This is a genomic window from Enterococcus sp. AZ156, assembly GCF_051714165.1.
GTDB lineage: Bacteria > Bacillota > Bacilli > Lactobacillales > Enterococcaceae > Enterococcus_B > Enterococcus_B pernyi.
Window position 1 is genome coordinate 2,560,830 of the sequence record NZ_JBIORI010000001.1, and the last position, 15,227, is coordinate 2,576,056.

The following is a 15,227-nucleotide window of genomic DNA, read 5'->3' on the forward strand; positions in this document are numbered from 1 at the left end:
ATTTTTCAGCTTAATGTTGAAGGTCAGCTTCTTGAACACCGTTTATCCAGGTTGTGAAAGAAGCGCTCAGCACTGAGTAATAAGACAGGAAAATCAAAAATGGCTTTTTCATTTTGGATTTTCTTGGCTTATTATTGAAGTGTTGCTTCTTGAACACCGTTTATCTAGGTTGTAAAAAAACGCCTAAATCCCAAAGATCAAACTATCTTGGAATTTAGGCGCTTTACTTCCTATCGCTTATTCAATTTAGGATCATCCATAACTTTCTTGCTGTATTGATCGAGCTATGCAATCGTTGCGATGGCTTGTTCTACAATGACGATATCCTTATTCGGCCGTTTGAACTGAACACCCGCTTCTTCTAATTCTTGCTTGACACCTACATGGATATTGACCGCTGATCGTTCTGTTTTCAACACTTTTTTGATTGCATAATCAATTTCCTGTTTAGTGATTTTCTTTTTTGTATTGATCATCACTAATTGGACTTGATTATAGGTATCGATCAACAAAATCTGTGTACGATCTAAAGAAAATAGTTTATAAAATCGAATAGCAGAATTTCTAAAAAAGAAATCAACGATTTTTGGATAAAAAGTTTTGATATTCAAGTTGCTCGTAATCGGAGTTTCAATCAGTTTCATACTTTTCCTCTTTTCTTAATTTTTTTACTCAATAAAATAAATCGCTTTCATAAAGACGATAAAAAAACAATTTGATTTCCCTCTCTTCGTTTAATAGTATAACATATAATCAATTAGATAAAAAAGATGATTTTTCACTTGACCTTCTCGTTACGTCAAGGATTATGCTAGTTTTGTCAGGAGGGAAAACAATGGAATACACAATTAAGAAAATGGCACAGCTCTCAGGAGTAAGTAGTCGTACACTACGTTTTTACGATGAAATTGATTTACTCAAACCCAAACGGATCAATTCAGCTGGTTATCGTATCTATGGTTCTCAAGAAATCGATCGTCTACAACAAATTTTATTTTATCGATCCTTAGATTTTCCACTGAACCAAATTCGCGAATTATTAGATGATCCTACCTTTGATCATCAACATGCACTCATCGAACATCAGAGAAAACTACTAGAGAAACGAGCAGAAATTGATACTCTCCTGGCAACCGTCCAACAAACATTAGCACAATTCAAAGGAGGAAAAAAGATGACTGACCAAGAAAAATTTGAAGGATTAAAAAAACAAAAAATAACTGAAAATGAAACAAACTATGGCACAGAGATCCGTGAAAAATACGGAGAAGAAACGATTGATAAAGCAAACGAACAATGGCAAAACCTTTCCCAAGAAAAATACCAAGAAATGCAAGAAGTTGAGCAACAATTACTAACGAATTTAACGTCTTATCTGTCTGACCAATCAAATCAGGCACTTGCAAAAGAAATTTTTGATGCACATAAAAAATGGCTATTATTTAGTTGGCCCACGTATCAAGCAGAAGCCCACAAAGGATTAGGTATGCTGTATATCTCAGATGAACGTTTTACTGAATACTATGATTCTCGCTGTGGTAAAGGCGCCGCTATAGCATTGAATGAGATCATTCAAGCTCATGCATAAATAAAAAAAGACAAATCCACAAAAAGGATTTGTCTTTTTTATTTCACGGACGTTGAATAAAAGTATACGGAATCTTTACTTGTTCGACTGTATCATTCAAAAACAAACGAAAAGCGGTTTCACCACATTGTTTCAAATGGTGATCAATTGTTGAAAAATTTAATAATTCACTGATCAGCATATTTTCCCTACCAACAATTGGTATTTTTTGTTTTTTGTAGCTTTGCAGGATTCCCGCTGCTACTGTGTCTGAATTCGTGAAAATGCCATCAATTCCTCGTTCCTTAAAAAATTCCCCTGCCATTTCCCCATGCTCGGTATCAATACACTGCCAGTAGACATCAGCTTCATTAAAGTCAGGAAAAATCTCTTTACACAGTTTTAATGTGATTTTCGAATTGTAACTCATTCGACCGGTTCTTCCTAAGGTGACACCTAAACGTTTGACACCTTGATCTTTTAAAAAGGATAAGCCATCAGTAATCGATTGTTTGCGATCAATATAGACACTCATTACTTCCAAGTCTTCGATCTTTTCGCAAAAGACGATAGGGCCATAGCGTTGATAATCAAGCAACAACTCTAAGGGATTTGCTCTTGATGTAATGATCAATCCGTCAAATGCTTTCGCCGCAAACTCTTCTAAATATTGTTGTTCCCGTTTTATTTGGTAGTTTGTTGGCAACAACGTCACTTTATAGCCCTCACTAAAAGCGACTTCAATGATTCCACTGAGCAACTGATCAAAATATGGGTGATTTGTGTAAGGTAAAATGACACCAATATTTTTAGTTTTTCCAGAACTTAGTTGTCTGGCATTGGCATTCGGTACATAATTTAATTCTTTGATCACTTTCAAGATCTCTGTTCGTTTCGCTTCATCGACATAAGGATGTTGATTGATGACACGGGATACCGTCGAAACAGAATATCCTGTTCGTTTGGCTATATCTCGGATGTTTGCCATGACTACTGTTCGCCACCTATACAAAAAGATTTTCTTGTAGATAGTCTACCACAGCAGGTCCACATTCGAAAAATTGATACAATGTTCCTTGGTCATAGAAACTGATTCGTTGACCACCCCAATAATTATCCTTGGTCAAACCAGAAATATCTGCTAAATTGATTTTTTTGATCACCGATCGATTAAAGCCTTGAAAACTAGACAACACGAGCATGGAATCTTTAAACTCAACAAATGCGTAAAAACATTGATTCTTGGTGCCTTGCGTTGCTTTGATATAGGTATTCATAAGAAGCCCTCCTTTATTTATGCTTTGAGTATACGGTATGAAACGCGTCTCATAGCAAGGAGTTTGCTTCTTTTATTCTTCTGGTTCACCTAGATTAGGATCTAAACGGTTTGCAGCCAAGATAAATGGTGCCCAAATCAAAGCAGCGACTAAGAGATTGACGATCGTCAAGACAATGGCACGCCAGTCACCTGCGGTTGCTAAGAACCCACTGATAATCGTTGGCATGACCCAAATCACATTTACCACCACTGGGCGAACAAGGCCTGCCATTGTCGCAAAGTAAGCAATGGTTGCCGTTACAAGTGGTGCGACGATGAATGGGATCATCAACAATGGATTCAATACGACTGGTAGACCAAACATCACTGGTTCATTGATATTGAACAAACCAGGAGCAATCCCTAGCTTACCAACTGTTTTATAATCGGCACGTTTTGATAAAAATAAAATCATGACGATCAATACCAACGTTACGCCGGCACCACCAGGCCATACGAATGCTTCAAATGAACCTGCTACCCATTTGAAGGGGATTGGCTCATTATTTTGAAAGGCATTGGTATTTTCGACCATCGCTGTACCATAAAGTGTCTGTAACACTGGTGACATGATATTTGTTCCATGTAATCCAAAGAACCAAAGCACATGAACAAGTAACACGATAATAAACACTGCGCCATACCCTTGCGATAAATTCATCAAAGGTTTTTGAATCGCTTCAGAGATCCAGTCAATCAATGGTACTCCTGCTGTTTGTCGGAAGATATAATTGATCGTTCCCACAACATATAAAGAAACAACTGCAGGAATGATTGCGGCAAAAGCACGTGCAACTGCTGGTGGCACTGATTCTGGCATTCTGATAATAATTTTTTTACGCATCAATAGTGCAAAAATGATAACAGAAATAAAACCAAAGATCATAGCTGTAAAAAGACCAGAACCACCCATGTATTTCCCAAAGTTGAAATAACCCCATGCGCCCATCGAAAGCGTCTGTCCACCATCAGTACCATCAGCAATCACGCCGCCTGCGGTAGTGATCATGTCCATAGCATCTTGTGACAATTTTTCTGGCAACGTCAAAACAGCTGTGGCAGCATCAGGTAATCCAATAATAAATGCAACTAAAGATACAATACTTCCTGATACAGGGTCCACTTCATATGCCTTTGCCAAATTTGCGCCTAGTGACAATGCGAATACGACTGCCATAATCGCTAGCGTCCCATTCCAAATCAGGCCATTGACACCAATTACTGGTGTAAAAAAAGTCGTAATGGCATTCCCTTCACCTAGATACGTGTTAGGAAAATCACGCATAAACGCATTCAATAGCACCGCAATTGCCCCAGCCATCGTTGCCGGCATGGTTCCAATAAACGCATCACGTAAAGCAACCAGATGCTTTTCCGAACCAATCTTCGTGGCAACTGGCAAGATATATCTCTCCATCCATTCCATCAATTTATTCATTTTCATCCTCCTACAATTCGATCTTCCATCATTATGAATACGCATACATTATAATGATATCACAAATATAGCATAACTTTGTGAACTTCGCTAGCGAAAGAGTGAAAGAAATATTAAAGGAAATAAATTTTCTTCCATAGATTAAATCGATGAAATAATAATACAACAATTTGATGATTGGCTTGTCAATTTAGTGATTTGCCCATTTTTTATTTACAATATGAATGCACAATCTCATTACGTCACACTCAATTTTACCCTATTTATGCTTTTTTCTAAGAAGACAAAAAAAAGAAGAACCTTGATTGAACAAGGTTCTTCTGGAGTTATTACATCATACCGCCCATCATTGATGGATCCATAGCTGGTGCAGCAGGTGCTGCTGGTTCTGGTTTATCTGCCACAACTGCTTCAGTTGTTAATAGTAATGCAGATACAGATGCTGCATTTTGTAATGCTGAACGAGTTACTTTTGTTGGGTCAACGATTCCGGCTTCCACCATGTTTACCCATTCACCAGTTGCTGCATTGAATCCTGTTCCTAAATCAACATTTTTCAATTTATCAACAATAACTGATCCTTCATAACCAGCATTTTCAGCAATTTGGCGAATTGGTTCTTCTAATGCACGAGTAACGATCTTGATACCTGTTGCTACGTCGCCTTCTGCTTCGATCATCGCTACTTTGTTGATCACGTTCACTAATGCTGTACCACCACCAGAGACCATGCCTTCTTCAACAGCAGCACGAGTAGCGTTCAACGCATCTTCAATACGTAGTTTCAATTCTTTTAATTCTGTTTCAGTTGCTGCTCCGACTTTTACGACTGCTACTCCGCCGGCAAGTTTCGCTAAGCGTTCTTGTAATTTTTCACGGTCAAAGTCTGAAGTTGTTTCAGCGATTTGGTTTTTGATCAATTGAACACGTGCATCAATAGCTGTTTTATCGCCTGAACCTTCAACGATCGTTGTGTTGTCTTTATCCACAACAACTTTTGAAGCATTTCCTAAGTTTTCGATTGTTGCATCTTTCAATTCTAATCCTAGGTCATCTGTGATCACTGTACCACCAGTCAAGACAGCAATATCTTCTAACATTGCTTTACGACGGTCGCCGAAACCTGGTGCTTTTACAGCAACAACATTGAATGTTCCACGGATTTTATTCAATACCAATGTTGGTAATGCTTCGCCATCCACGTCATCAGCAATGATCAATAAAGGACGTGATTGTTGTAAGATTTGTTCTAATAAAGGTAAGATATCTTGGATATTTGAAATTTTCTTGTCAGTGATCAACAAGTATGGATTTTCCAAAACAGCTTCCATTTTGTCGTTGTCTGTTACCATATATTGTGACAAGTAACCACGGTCAAATTGCATACCTTCTACGACATCTAATTCTGTTTCGATTCCTTTAGATTCTTCAATTGTGATGACACCGTCATTGCCGACTTTTTCCATTGCATCCGCAATCAAACGGCCCACTTGTTCTGAACCAGAAGAAACAGCCGCAACTTGTGCAATAGCCTCTTTTGAGTCAACAACAGTTGAGATGTTGTGTAATTCTTCCACTGCTGTTTTAGTGGCTAATTCGATCCCACGACGAATACCTAATGGGTTAGCACCAGCTGTGACGTTTTTCAAACCTTCACGGACAATTGCTTGAGTCAATACAGTCGCTGTCGTTGTACCATCTCCAGCGATATCATTAGTTTTAGATGCAACTTCTGAAACTAATTTTGCACCCATGTTTTCAAAATGATCTTCTAATTCGATTTCTTTTGCAATCGTCACACCGTCATTTGTGATCAATGGAGAACCATATGATTTTTCTAAAACAACATTACGGCCTTTTGGTCCTAATGTCACTTTTACTGTATCTGCTAATTTATCTACACCACGTAACATTGCTGCACGTGCATCTTCTGCAAATTTTAATTCTTTTGCCATTTTTTCGTCACCTCATCAATTATTTTTGTTTTGTACTTACTCAACAATCGCCATGATATCTTTTCCAGAGACGATCAAATATTCTGTTCCTTCAAATTTCACTTCTGTACCGGCATATTTTTCAAACATTACTTGGTCGCCTACTTTAATAGCTGCAGGAACTTTTTCACCGTTTTCTAGCAAACGTCCCTCACCCACTGCTACAACTGTTCCAGTTTGAGGTTTCTCTTTCGCTGATGAAGCTAAAACGATTCCTCCAACAGTTTTTTCTTCTTCTTGCGCGACTTCAATGATGACGCGATCACCTAATGGTTTTAACACGATAAATCCCTCCGATAACTCTTTTTTTGAATCCATTAGCACTCTATCACATCGAGTGCTAACCTACATTTTTAATAATACTCATTCTCCTATTCTTTTGCAAGCTTTTTAAATCATAGAAAAAAAATTTTTAAAGAAGGTTGTGAAAAAGCTGATCAGCTCCAAGTATTAAGGCAAAATTTGAGAAAATAGCTTCTCATATTTTTTCAAGTTTTGACTTAATATTGAAGGAGCTGGCTTTTGAACACCGTTTATCATAGGTTGTGAAAGAAGCGTTTTGACCTGAGCAGTAAGATGGAAAATCAGAAAATAGCTCCTCATATTTTTTGATTTTCTAGCTTAATGTTGAAGGTCAGCTTCTTGAACACCGTTTATCTAGGTTGTGAAAGAAGCGCTCAGCACTGAGTAATAAGACAAGAAAATAAAAAATGGCTTTTTCATTTTGGATTTTTTTGTCTTATTATTGAAGTGTTGCTTCTTGAACACCGTTTATCATAGGTCATGAAAAAGCCGATCAATACTAACTGATCAGAGAAACATCTTGATATGGTATAATGAACAATGGATAGTGTTTAGTAACACAGAAGTTGATTAAGCTACTAAGTTTCTTCACTTAAAGTTCAACGAACGGTTGCTTTTCCTATATTATTAGAGCAAGAAAGAAAGTTACACTTGGCTTTTCACTTAGCTCAAGGAGGTTTCATATGTCATTAAAAAAATATAGCTTTTTTAGCATTTTTTGTTACGGGCTAGTATTTGTCTCGCCTTTACTTCTGACATCTGTCGGACTTGTAAATTCAACGTCAGGTTTGATTAATGCTACAACAGTTGCGTATATCTTAGGTGCAATCATTCTGTGGTTCTTGTACTTCAGGCATAAAGAACCGATAGAAATCGAAGCAAACGTACCAGTTGCTTCTCGCTCAAAAATCATTTTATATGGAGTAGTTGGTATCTTTATCGCTCTAATTTTACAAAGTATTGCGGTTATGATCGAGAGTTTCTTTTTTGGAGAAGTCTCTCCATCTGAAAATACGCAAAATATTATCCAACTGATTTTAGATACTCCTGCTTTTATTATTGCTACAACTATTGCCGGACCAATCATGGAAGAATTTGTATTTCGTCGCAGTATTCTTGGCATCGTTGGTCACTATACCAACTTTTGGGTAGGTGCAAGTGTTAGTTCCTTGCTCTTTGCATTAGCACACAATGATGGGCATTTACTCGTCTACTTCTTTTTAGGATTTTTCTTTAGTTTACTATACCGATCCACTGGACGAATCTGGGCACCAATGATTACCCATATTGGTATGAACACTCTAGTTGTCATTGTACAATTGGCATTGCAACAAGGTTTACTGTAAAAAAATAAAAAAAGCCTGTGACTTTCATCATCAGGCACTCCCTATAATAAGATAAATAGCATTCAGGAGGTAACTCCTTACGAAAAAAGCGGTAAATCCCAAAAATCCCTTCAAATTTTCGGACTTTACCGCTTATTTTTATGAACCGATCACTTCCGTCACAACTGATTGATCAAATTGAAAATAATTCTGTTGCAGCATCCGGGTCAGTGTCGTACACATTGAAATCATATCCCACACCTAGATCTTTTTCCTTAAGAATATTTTCCATAGTCAAATGGGCCAATTCTTTCATATTATTTTCTTTACTTAAATGGCCTAAATAGATTCGTTTTGTACGATCGCCAATTACATCAGTCATCACTAATGCACCATCTTCATTCGATAAATGACCACGATCGCCTAAAATACGTTGTTTCAAATTCCAAGGATAAGGCCCCATACGCAACATCTCTAGATCATGATTGCTTTCCATCAAGTACCCATCAGCATTTTCAATGATCCCTCGCATATGATCACTACAATAACCCGTATCCGTCAGCATGACAAATGAACGATTCTCTTTATGGAAACGATAAAATTGTGGTGCAGCTGCATCATGAGAAACACCAAAACTCTCGATATCTAAATCGCCAAATGTTTGGACTTTCCCCATCTGAAATAAATGTTTTTGTTCAATTGGGACATTTCCGATCATCGGAGCCATAGCTTCCCATGTTTTTTCATTTGCATAGATATCTAAATGGTACTTACGCGCCAAAACACCTACCCCATGAATGTGATCTCGATGTTCATGTGTCACAAGAATACCGTCTAATTGATCGGGCGTCCGACCGATTTGTGCCATTAAGGAAGTAATTTTTTTCCCACTCAGTCCTGCATCTACCAGAAGTCGCTTTTTGTCACTCTCGATATATAATGAGTTTCCTGAACTCCCACTTGCAAGGATACTGATTTTAAAAGCTGTATTTCCTTCAGCCATTTTACTACTACTTCCCTTCTTACTTTGTAAACTTTTTTCATTATACCTACTTTTTTAATGATCTTCCACCTTTGGGATCGAATTATTTGTAATAATCGTATTACTAAATGCATTGACCGTTTCGATCTGATAAGTCTTATCCGGCGTTTCAATTGCGACATACCACACCGGTACATACACATTTTTCTCTCGTACTTTCAAAATACGAGAGTAAGCCAGCTGACGCCAAAGGATATTCGATCCTCGAGAGATTTTATTATTTACATACAATGTATTAATAGCTTCTTCTTCCGTATGCAATTCTGTTTTTTCTCGCAACTGTTCAATATTCGTTAAGTGGGTTTGAGTATACTTCAAAATGCGATACTCATCCCCCTTTTTTTCGAGGGAGAAAATAAGTTTAGCTGTATCATCATAGAATGGCAATCCTTCATACGTTTGGCTCGCTGTGATTTCAGGAGAATCACCTTCTAATACAGAGAAATTTTTCATATAGATATACTCATTACCAAATAAAACATCTTCCTCGTTATCCAAAAAATCATTGAGTGAACTTGCTATGCGATTTGGATCAAGGACTTTGCTTTCAGATTCAGAGTCCGATAACGTTTTAGTCAATACATTATCATTGATCGAAACTCCACTTTCTAATAAACCACGTCGATTATTATCTTGGCGATACTTGAACAACCTTTGACTCAGTTCCGTTTCTTCCGCACTTAAATAGTAGCCTTGCTTACTTTCAGAAGAGAAATCACCCGTATAAGTAATATCATCATTTGCTAACCGTTTTTTGATTGATTCTGTCTGATCTGAGCGTATTACCGTATGCTCTTGGTTGATCGATTCATGATAACTACTAAATAAAAAAACATTCAATCCTAGAAAGGCGACGAAGAAAATCCATTCAATTTTTTTGAAATCCATAGTTACTCCGCCTCCTTCTCAGGTAGTTTGGTCAATAATTCATTTGCAGAATACCATTCTCCTTGATATTTCACATACCACTCTGGGAATAGATCAACCACCCGATTTGTTTCTTCGATGTTTTGCCATGTATAGCCAACAATAATCAACTCGATTTTCGATTCTTCTGCCCCATTATCTACTAATTCCTGATATACATCGTCGGTGCTAGGCAACTCGACTTCTTCATCTGAAGGAATCGGGACTTGGATGGTATTTAAACTCGTTTGGATACTTACTTGATTATTGACTTGCTCATTACCGATTTCGATTCCAACTTTTCCTTTACTGTCTGAACCAAATACGGGAAATCCTTCTACAAAAATACGATAATCGATTGTATTCTTATTACGATCAAAATATCGAACATTGCCTAACGCGCCACCTAGTTTGCTGACATAAGGAAAACTGTCCGTAAAAATATTGTTTGGTTCATCAATCGTCGGTAAATCTCCTCTAAAATCGACGATCTGATTTTCTGAATGGATCGTCATTGTTTCATTGCCATCATAAAAAATCAATTCCGTACTTTCATCATTGTTTTTAACCGCATCTGGCTGGGAAAAAAAAGCATTCCGAAAGACGGTGTATGGTTGCTGAGATAAGATATAACTGTATTTTTTTAGTTTCATTGGTTCTTTGATACTGTGCTGTGTTTCAATACTTTCTGGCGTTCTGAATACAGGTGTCCAGTTGACATCTGAAGAATTCAAATCATGTTCTATTTCTTTCCAATCCATCGATAGACTGGCTTCGTAAATCGTCCGCTGATCATAATCAATAAAACTAACTTTTTCGTCTTTTAGATCAAATTGGACACTCGTAAAATAGACATCTTCATTTTGGACTGAACCTAGATCAATATTCAAACCAAATGCTTTCACATAGCCACTGAGTAGATAAGGTGCGTTATAAGAGAATTCGATTCCTTCATTGAGAGACTTCTTTTGATTGAACTTCTCTTGGTCTGCTTCCACGACTTCTGTCAGCTTGCCAAAACGAGCACCTTCGATCCACCCATGTATTTGAGAAATCAGGTTCTCACTATTCGTTTCTTTCACTGTATCTGTTTGAAACCATGTGAGGTGTAAAGGCAAATAAATTTCTGATGCTTTACGATAGCTTTGTGATTCAATCACTTGTGAATTGCTCTCTTCTAAGTTGATTGAAGTTTTCCCTGCTGGACTCAACCAAATTGCATAAGAGAAGTACAGGCTTAATGCAACCATCAAGATCAAACCAATTCGTATAAATTTTTCAGAAATCTTCATTCCCACCATTCCTCCTCATACGGTTCATAAGGTAAAGAAATATAGAAGGTTGAACCTTGTCCCTCCTTACTTTCTGCCCAGATTGCGCCACGATGTGCTTTCACTACTTCGCGAGAGATTGCTAAGCCTAATCCTGTTCCACCTTGCTCTCTAGCTCTTGCTTTATCCACTCGATAAAAACGTTCAAATACACGATTCAAATCTTTTTTAGGGATACCTAGCCCTTGGTCTGTAATACTTAAAATCACATTGTTATGTGTTTCAAGCAACCGGCAGGTGATTGCTCCCCCATCGGGTGAATATTTGATTGCATTGTTCATGATATTGTCAATAACTTGAATAATTTTATCTGTGTCGATCTCGACCCACAGATCTCGTTGCGTAAATTCTCGACGGATCGTATAATTTTTTTCTTGATTACCAACCATCATATCAAAACGATCTAACACAAAATTAACGAGTTCATTAAAATTGACATATTCTAATTGTAATTGAGTATTCCCCGTATCCATGCGAGATAGGTTCAGTAGATCATTGATCATGCGGATCATACGATCGGTCTCATCTAAGGTCACTTTTAAAAAGTTCGGTGCGACTTCTTCGTCCTTCCAAGCACCCTCACTAAGTGCTTCGATATAACTACGCATACTTGTTAAAGGCGTACGCAACTCATGGGAAACGTTCGATACGAACTCACGACGTTCCCGTTCTGTTTTCTCTTGTTCCGTTACATCATGTAAAACTGCAACCAACCCACTGATAAAGCCAGATTCTCGACGGATCATCGAAAAATCGACGCGTAAAATCATCTGGTCAGCTTCTCTCGCTCCAGTTGATCGATCTAAAATCATTTCATTCGGATCTTCTAACAGTTTTCGTAACGTGTATTCTTCTTCAATTGCTAAAAGGGTCAAGATTGACTGTCCGATTGCTTCTTCTTTTTTCAAGTCTAATAATGAGACAGCCATATCATTGATCGTAATGATCTTCCCTCGACGATCGGTTGCAATAACACCATCTGTCATATGTGACAAGACGCTGTCTAACCGATTTCGTTCAGCTTCCATCGTATCTTGCGCTTCCTCGATCCGTTCTGCTAGTTGGTTGAACGTTTCAGCCAACTGACCTAATTCATCTTGACCATGGACCTTTACTTTACGGCTATAATCACCACGCGCAATGCGGATCGCTTGCTCACGCATCTCACCGATCGGTTGCGTAATGGAACGTGCGACCAGAACAGACACAACCATTGAGATAAATGCTGCAATTAACGAAGCCGTAAAGAAAATCAGTGCTGTATTATTGATTTCTGAATATTTTTGTTCGATATCACTTTTGACGTAAAGAGCCCCGATGACGGCGTCGCCGGTCGGGGACAAAATCGGTTGAATATTGATATTTACTCGTTTTCCGTCATCATCTAATGCGACATATCGTTTGGTTGTAAAATCATTCATATCGACGTAATCATTCTTTTTGCCGACTGAACCTTGTTCACTTACCTCTGTCGTTGCTCGAATGATGCCTTTTTCATCCACGACACGGATCTCAATGATATCACTTGAAGCACTGGTCTCAATAAAACGCTTGATATTCCCATTGACATCATCGATAGTCGCACTTTCATTGCCTTTCCCATTCAGTTCTGGACTGATCGTTGTCGCTAATGTTTCGACTGTTTGGTTCATATCTTTGATAAAGGTATTGATCGTTGAACGTTCCAATCCTCTAATAAAATAAGCACCTATAATTTCAATTGAGATCAGTAAAATCAAAATAAATGTAATAGCTATTTTGAAGTTTACTGATCGAAAAAAACGGACTTTTCCTTTCATCCAATTACTCCTGTTCTTGATTACGCAAGTAATACCCTACGCCTCGGCGTGTAACTAAATAGCTAGGATGACTTGGATTATCCTCGATTTTTTCACGCAAACGACGAACGGTCACGTCTACTGTACGAACATCACCAAAATAATCATAGCCCCAAACGGTTTGTAACAAATGTTCCCGTGTCATGACTTGACCAATGTGTTTTGCTAAATAAAAGAGCAGTTCAAACTCACGGTGAGTCAATTCAATCGTTTCGCCACGTTTCGTCACCATATACGCATCGGGATGGATCGTTAAGTCCCCAATGATCAGTTCAGAAGGTGTGACTTCTTCCACTTCTTTGGTAGCAGAAGCGCCACGTCGAAGATTTGCTTTCACACGTGCCACTAATTCACGATTAGAGAACGGTTTGGTCACATAATCATCTGCTCCCAGTTCCAAGCCTAACACTTTATCGATTTCAGAATCCTTAGCTGTCACCATGATGATCGGCATATCAAACGTTTTTCGTACTTCACGAGCCACTTCTAAGCCATCCATTTTTGGTAACATCAAATCTAGTAAAATCAAATCAGGTTCCACTTCGGCTACTTTTGCTAAAGCTTCTTCCCCATCATATGCTGTATAGACGTCATAGCCTTCTTTTGCTAAGTTAAATTTGACGATATCCGAAATCGGTTTTTCGTCGTCGACAACTAGTATTTTTTTCATAAAGAGCCACCTCTTAGTTAGTATTGTCATTCTGTTCTATTATACCGCATTTCTTATCAGGTTTCATCTTTCTAAAAAAATAGGAGGTTATTGATAAAAATTGCATGATTGAACAGGCGGATTCAGATTCCTACACCCCCCCACGAATCTCACTTGTCGCTTATCAAAGTATGCAATTAGATGATTATAAAAATAAACCGCTAACTCGGAAAAGTTATAGCGGTTTATTCTTGCTTCATTGACTAAAGATCCGTATAGGGTAGCTCAAATCAAATATTTCATACATAAAAAACTATTTCGATTATTGAGAGTCACCAGAAAACATGCCAGTGATCGAATCCCATATGCCACTAAAGAACCCTTTGATATTTTCCCAAAGCCCTTTTGATTTTTCTTGAATTTGCTTGCTCGCCTCAGTCAAGTCTAATTCTTTCACGAAGTCTTCAAAAATATTTTTATCTTTCATTTCACTCATCAACGAAGTTATTTCTGTGACTTGATCGCTTGTCATTACATCTTCTAGTCCATTATCCTTCAGAGCTTTTTCTACTGTCGTTTGAATATCCGCTTGTGTCAGCTCTTTGCCGTCAGCAGTCTTAGCTGCTAACTCTTCTTTCGCTTGCTCCTGTGCTTTATTTAATGCTTCATCGGAATAGCCATCTTTGTCTTTGTTTTCTTCTGTGATAGACGATAAAACATCCATCTCATTTTGAGCCACGCTGACACGGTCTTGATTAATGATGCCCCCTGACTCTTCAACGATTTTGTACACACCAGCTAAAGCACCTGAACCATCGATCGGTACTGCAGATGCGACCGTCAATTTTGCATCGGTAATCCCAGCTGTTAACGCTGCATTTTGATACTGAGCGGCTGTGATTCGTGTGATATTTTCTGGTGTCGCGATATCAACAGTGATCCCTTCGCCTTCAGCGAGCGTCTGCATACGTACAGAACTATAAACTGCCCAGTCTTTGGTAAATCCACCGTCAGGAATATAGGACATCAAGTCTGTACCGGACGTTTTATAGATCGGCGTTTCTCCTTTGATCCCCAATTTATCTAATGTATAAGTTTCTTGTTCTTTCGTTAACGCATTACCGATTGCTACTGCATTGATCTGTAATCGTTCACTAGAGCTGGTTGTCGTTGTTGAATCGGAAGAATGCGTAGCAACTGTCGAGTCGACCGTTCCTGAAATTGGGACAATACTTTGCGTTGTTGCTGTCTCGTCTGCTAATACGATTGGTGTTGCTAGTAAAACTTGGCTTGAGACCAAGAGAGTGGCAATAAGTTTTGTTTTCTTCATACATAACCTCCATGTAGCTGTTTTCTGTTTTAAACATTGTACTATAAGGTCTATAAGATAACCTACGCCTCAAGGCTGATTTGAAAAGAATCTTATACTATCTTTTAAGATTACGAGTGTTTTCTTAGCTATTCCAAACTTTTTAGACTTTATCTTTCATCAAAAAGCCCAACCTCCGAATGTATC

14 protein-coding genes are annotated in these 15,227 nt (G+C 38.1%); 2 read left to right on the plus strand and 12 right to left on the minus strand.

Features of this window, described 5'->3' with window-relative positions; genetic code table 11:
* Positions 1-284: 284 nt before the first annotated feature.
* Positions 285-644 carry a DUF1827 family protein gene (locus IGJ95_RS12205; protein ID WP_023520312.1) on the minus strand — a complete coding sequence of 120 codons (360 nt, stop codon included), beginning with the start codon at positions 642-644 and terminating at the stop codon, positions 285-287.
* Positions 645-835: 191 nt separating this feature from the next.
* Here IGJ95_RS12205 and IGJ95_RS12210 point away from each other — a divergent pair, with 191 nt between their 5' ends.
* Complete coding sequence (locus IGJ95_RS12210; protein ID WP_010736681.1) at positions 836-1,588, plus strand: MerR family transcriptional regulator; 753 nt, start codon at positions 836-838, stop codon at positions 1,586-1,588.
* 43 nt (positions 1,589-1,631) lie between these two features.
* Here IGJ95_RS12210 and IGJ95_RS12215 read toward each other — a convergent pair whose 3' ends face one another.
* The 5 genes from IGJ95_RS12215 to groES form a co-directional block, all read right to left on the minus strand.
* Positions 1,632-2,555 (minus strand): LacI family DNA-binding transcriptional regulator, encoded by a 924-nt coding sequence (locus IGJ95_RS12215; RefSeq protein WP_023520313.1) that lies wholly within the window; start codon positions 2,553-2,555, stop codon positions 1,632-1,634.
* A gap of 16 nt (positions 2,556-2,571) precedes the next feature.
* Entirely contained in the window at positions 2,572-2,844 is a 273-nt protein-coding gene (locus IGJ95_RS12220; RefSeq protein ID WP_438762001.1) for a hypothetical protein, read from the minus strand.
* A 72-nt stretch (positions 2,845-2,916) separates the two neighbouring features.
* Complete coding sequence (locus IGJ95_RS12225) at positions 2,917-4,323, minus strand: PTS sugar transporter subunit IIC (RefSeq protein WP_019723199.1); 1,407 nt, start codon at positions 4,321-4,323, stop codon at positions 2,917-2,919.
* A 329-nt stretch (positions 4,324-4,652) separates the two neighbouring features.
* Positions 4,653-6,278: a chaperonin GroEL gene (gene groL, locus IGJ95_RS12230; protein WP_010736685.1), complete on the minus strand. Its 1,626-nt coding sequence runs from the start codon at positions 6,276-6,278 to the stop codon at positions 4,653-4,655.
* A gap of 36 nt (positions 6,279-6,314) precedes the next feature.
* A complete protein-coding gene (gene groES / locus IGJ95_RS12235) occupies positions 6,315-6,599 on the minus strand; it encodes a co-chaperone GroES (RefSeq protein WP_019723198.1) in 285 nt (94 codons plus the stop codon).
* Between the two features lie 704 nt (positions 6,600-7,303).
* On the opposite strand from groES, the gene IGJ95_RS12240 reads away from it, so the two are divergent.
* The gene (locus IGJ95_RS12240) at positions 7,304-7,966 is read left to right on the plus strand and encodes a CPBP family intramembrane glutamic endopeptidase (RefSeq protein ID WP_010736687.1); all 663 of its coding nucleotides are present in this window, start codon (positions 7,304-7,306) and stop codon (positions 7,964-7,966) included.
* Between the two features lie 172 nt (positions 7,967-8,138).
* Here the strand turns inward: IGJ95_RS12240 and IGJ95_RS12245 are convergent, their stop codons facing one another.
* From IGJ95_RS12245 to IGJ95_RS12270, 6 genes are all read right to left on the minus strand, one after another.
* Entirely contained in the window at positions 8,139-8,948 is an 810-nt protein-coding gene (locus tag IGJ95_RS12245; protein ID WP_010736688.1) for an MBL fold metallo-hydrolase, read from the minus strand.
* A gap of 54 nt (positions 8,949-9,002) precedes the next feature.
* Entirely contained in the window at positions 9,003-9,875 is an 873-nt protein-coding gene (locus IGJ95_RS12250) for a two-component system regulatory protein YycI (protein ID WP_438762003.1), read from the minus strand.
* Between the two features lie 2 nt (positions 9,876-9,877).
* Positions 9,878-11,185: a YycH family regulatory protein gene (locus tag IGJ95_RS12255; RefSeq protein ID WP_062806180.1), complete on the minus strand. Its 1,308-nt coding sequence runs from the start codon at positions 11,183-11,185 to the stop codon at positions 9,878-9,880.
* The gene (walK, locus tag IGJ95_RS12260) at positions 11,182-13,023 is read right to left on the minus strand and encodes a cell wall metabolism sensor histidine kinase WalK (RefSeq protein WP_438762005.1); all 1,842 of its coding nucleotides are present in this window, start codon (positions 13,021-13,023) and stop codon (positions 11,182-11,184) included. Before walK ends, IGJ95_RS12255 begins: the two co-directional genes overlap by 4 nt.
* Positions 13,024-13,027: 4 nt before the next feature.
* Positions 13,028-13,732: a response regulator YycF gene (gene yycF / locus IGJ95_RS12265; RefSeq protein ID WP_019723593.1), complete on the minus strand. Its 705-nt coding sequence runs from the start codon at positions 13,730-13,732 to the stop codon at positions 13,028-13,030.
* A 301-nt stretch (positions 13,733-14,033) separates the two neighbouring features.
* Entirely contained in the window at positions 14,034-15,041 is a 1,008-nt protein-coding gene (locus IGJ95_RS12270; RefSeq protein WP_010736693.1) for a DUF1002 domain-containing protein, read from the minus strand.
* Positions 15,042-15,227: the final 186 nt, after the last annotated feature.

What these genes read in the sequence shown, in the direction of transcription:
- IGJ95_RS12205 (WP_023520312.1), bottom strand. Translation starts at nt 644, where the DNA reads ATGAAACTGATTGAAACTCCGATTACGAGCAACTTGAATATCAAAACT.
- IGJ95_RS12210 (WP_010736681.1), top strand. Translation starts at nt 836, where the DNA reads ATGGAATACACAATTAAGAAAATGGCACAGCTCTCAGGAGTAAGTAGT.
- IGJ95_RS12215 (WP_023520313.1), bottom strand. Translation starts at nt 2,555, where the DNA reads ATGGCAAACATCCGAGATATAGCCAAACGAACAGGATATTCTGTTTCG.
- IGJ95_RS12220 (WP_438762001.1), bottom strand. Translation starts at nt 2,844, where the DNA reads ATGAATACCTATATCAAAGCAACGCAAGGCACCAAGAATCAATGTTTT.
- IGJ95_RS12225 (WP_019723199.1), bottom strand. Translation starts at nt 4,323, where the DNA reads ATGAATAAATTGATGGAATGGATGGAGAGATATATCTTGCCAGTTGCC.
- groL (WP_010736685.1), bottom strand. Translation starts at nt 6,278, where the DNA reads ATGGCAAAAGAATTAAAATTTGCAGAAGATGCACGTGCAGCAATGTTA.
- IGJ95_RS12240 (WP_010736687.1), top strand. Translation starts at nt 7,304, where the DNA reads ATGTCATTAAAAAAATATAGCTTTTTTAGCATTTTTTGTTACGGGCTA.
- IGJ95_RS12245 (WP_010736688.1), bottom strand. Translation starts at nt 8,948, where the DNA reads ATGGCTGAAGGAAATACAGCTTTTAAAATCAGTATCCTTGCAAGTGGG.
- IGJ95_RS12250 (WP_438762003.1), bottom strand. Translation starts at nt 9,875, where the DNA reads ATGGATTTCAAAAAAATTGAATGGATTTTCTTCGTCGCCTTTCTAGGA.
- IGJ95_RS12255 (WP_062806180.1), bottom strand. Translation starts at nt 11,185, where the DNA reads ATGAAGATTTCTGAAAAATTTATACGAATTGGTTTGATCTTGATGGTT.
- walK (WP_438762005.1), bottom strand. Translation starts at nt 13,023, where the DNA reads ATGAAAGGAAAAGTCCGTTTTTTTCGATCAGTAAACTTCAAAATAGCT.
- yycF (WP_019723593.1), bottom strand. Translation starts at nt 13,732, where the DNA reads ATGAAAAAAATACTAGTTGTCGACGACGAAAAACCGATTTCGGATATC.
- IGJ95_RS12270 (WP_010736693.1), bottom strand. Translation starts at nt 15,041, where the DNA reads ATGAAGAAAACAAAACTTATTGCCACTCTCTTGGTCTCAAGCCAAGTT.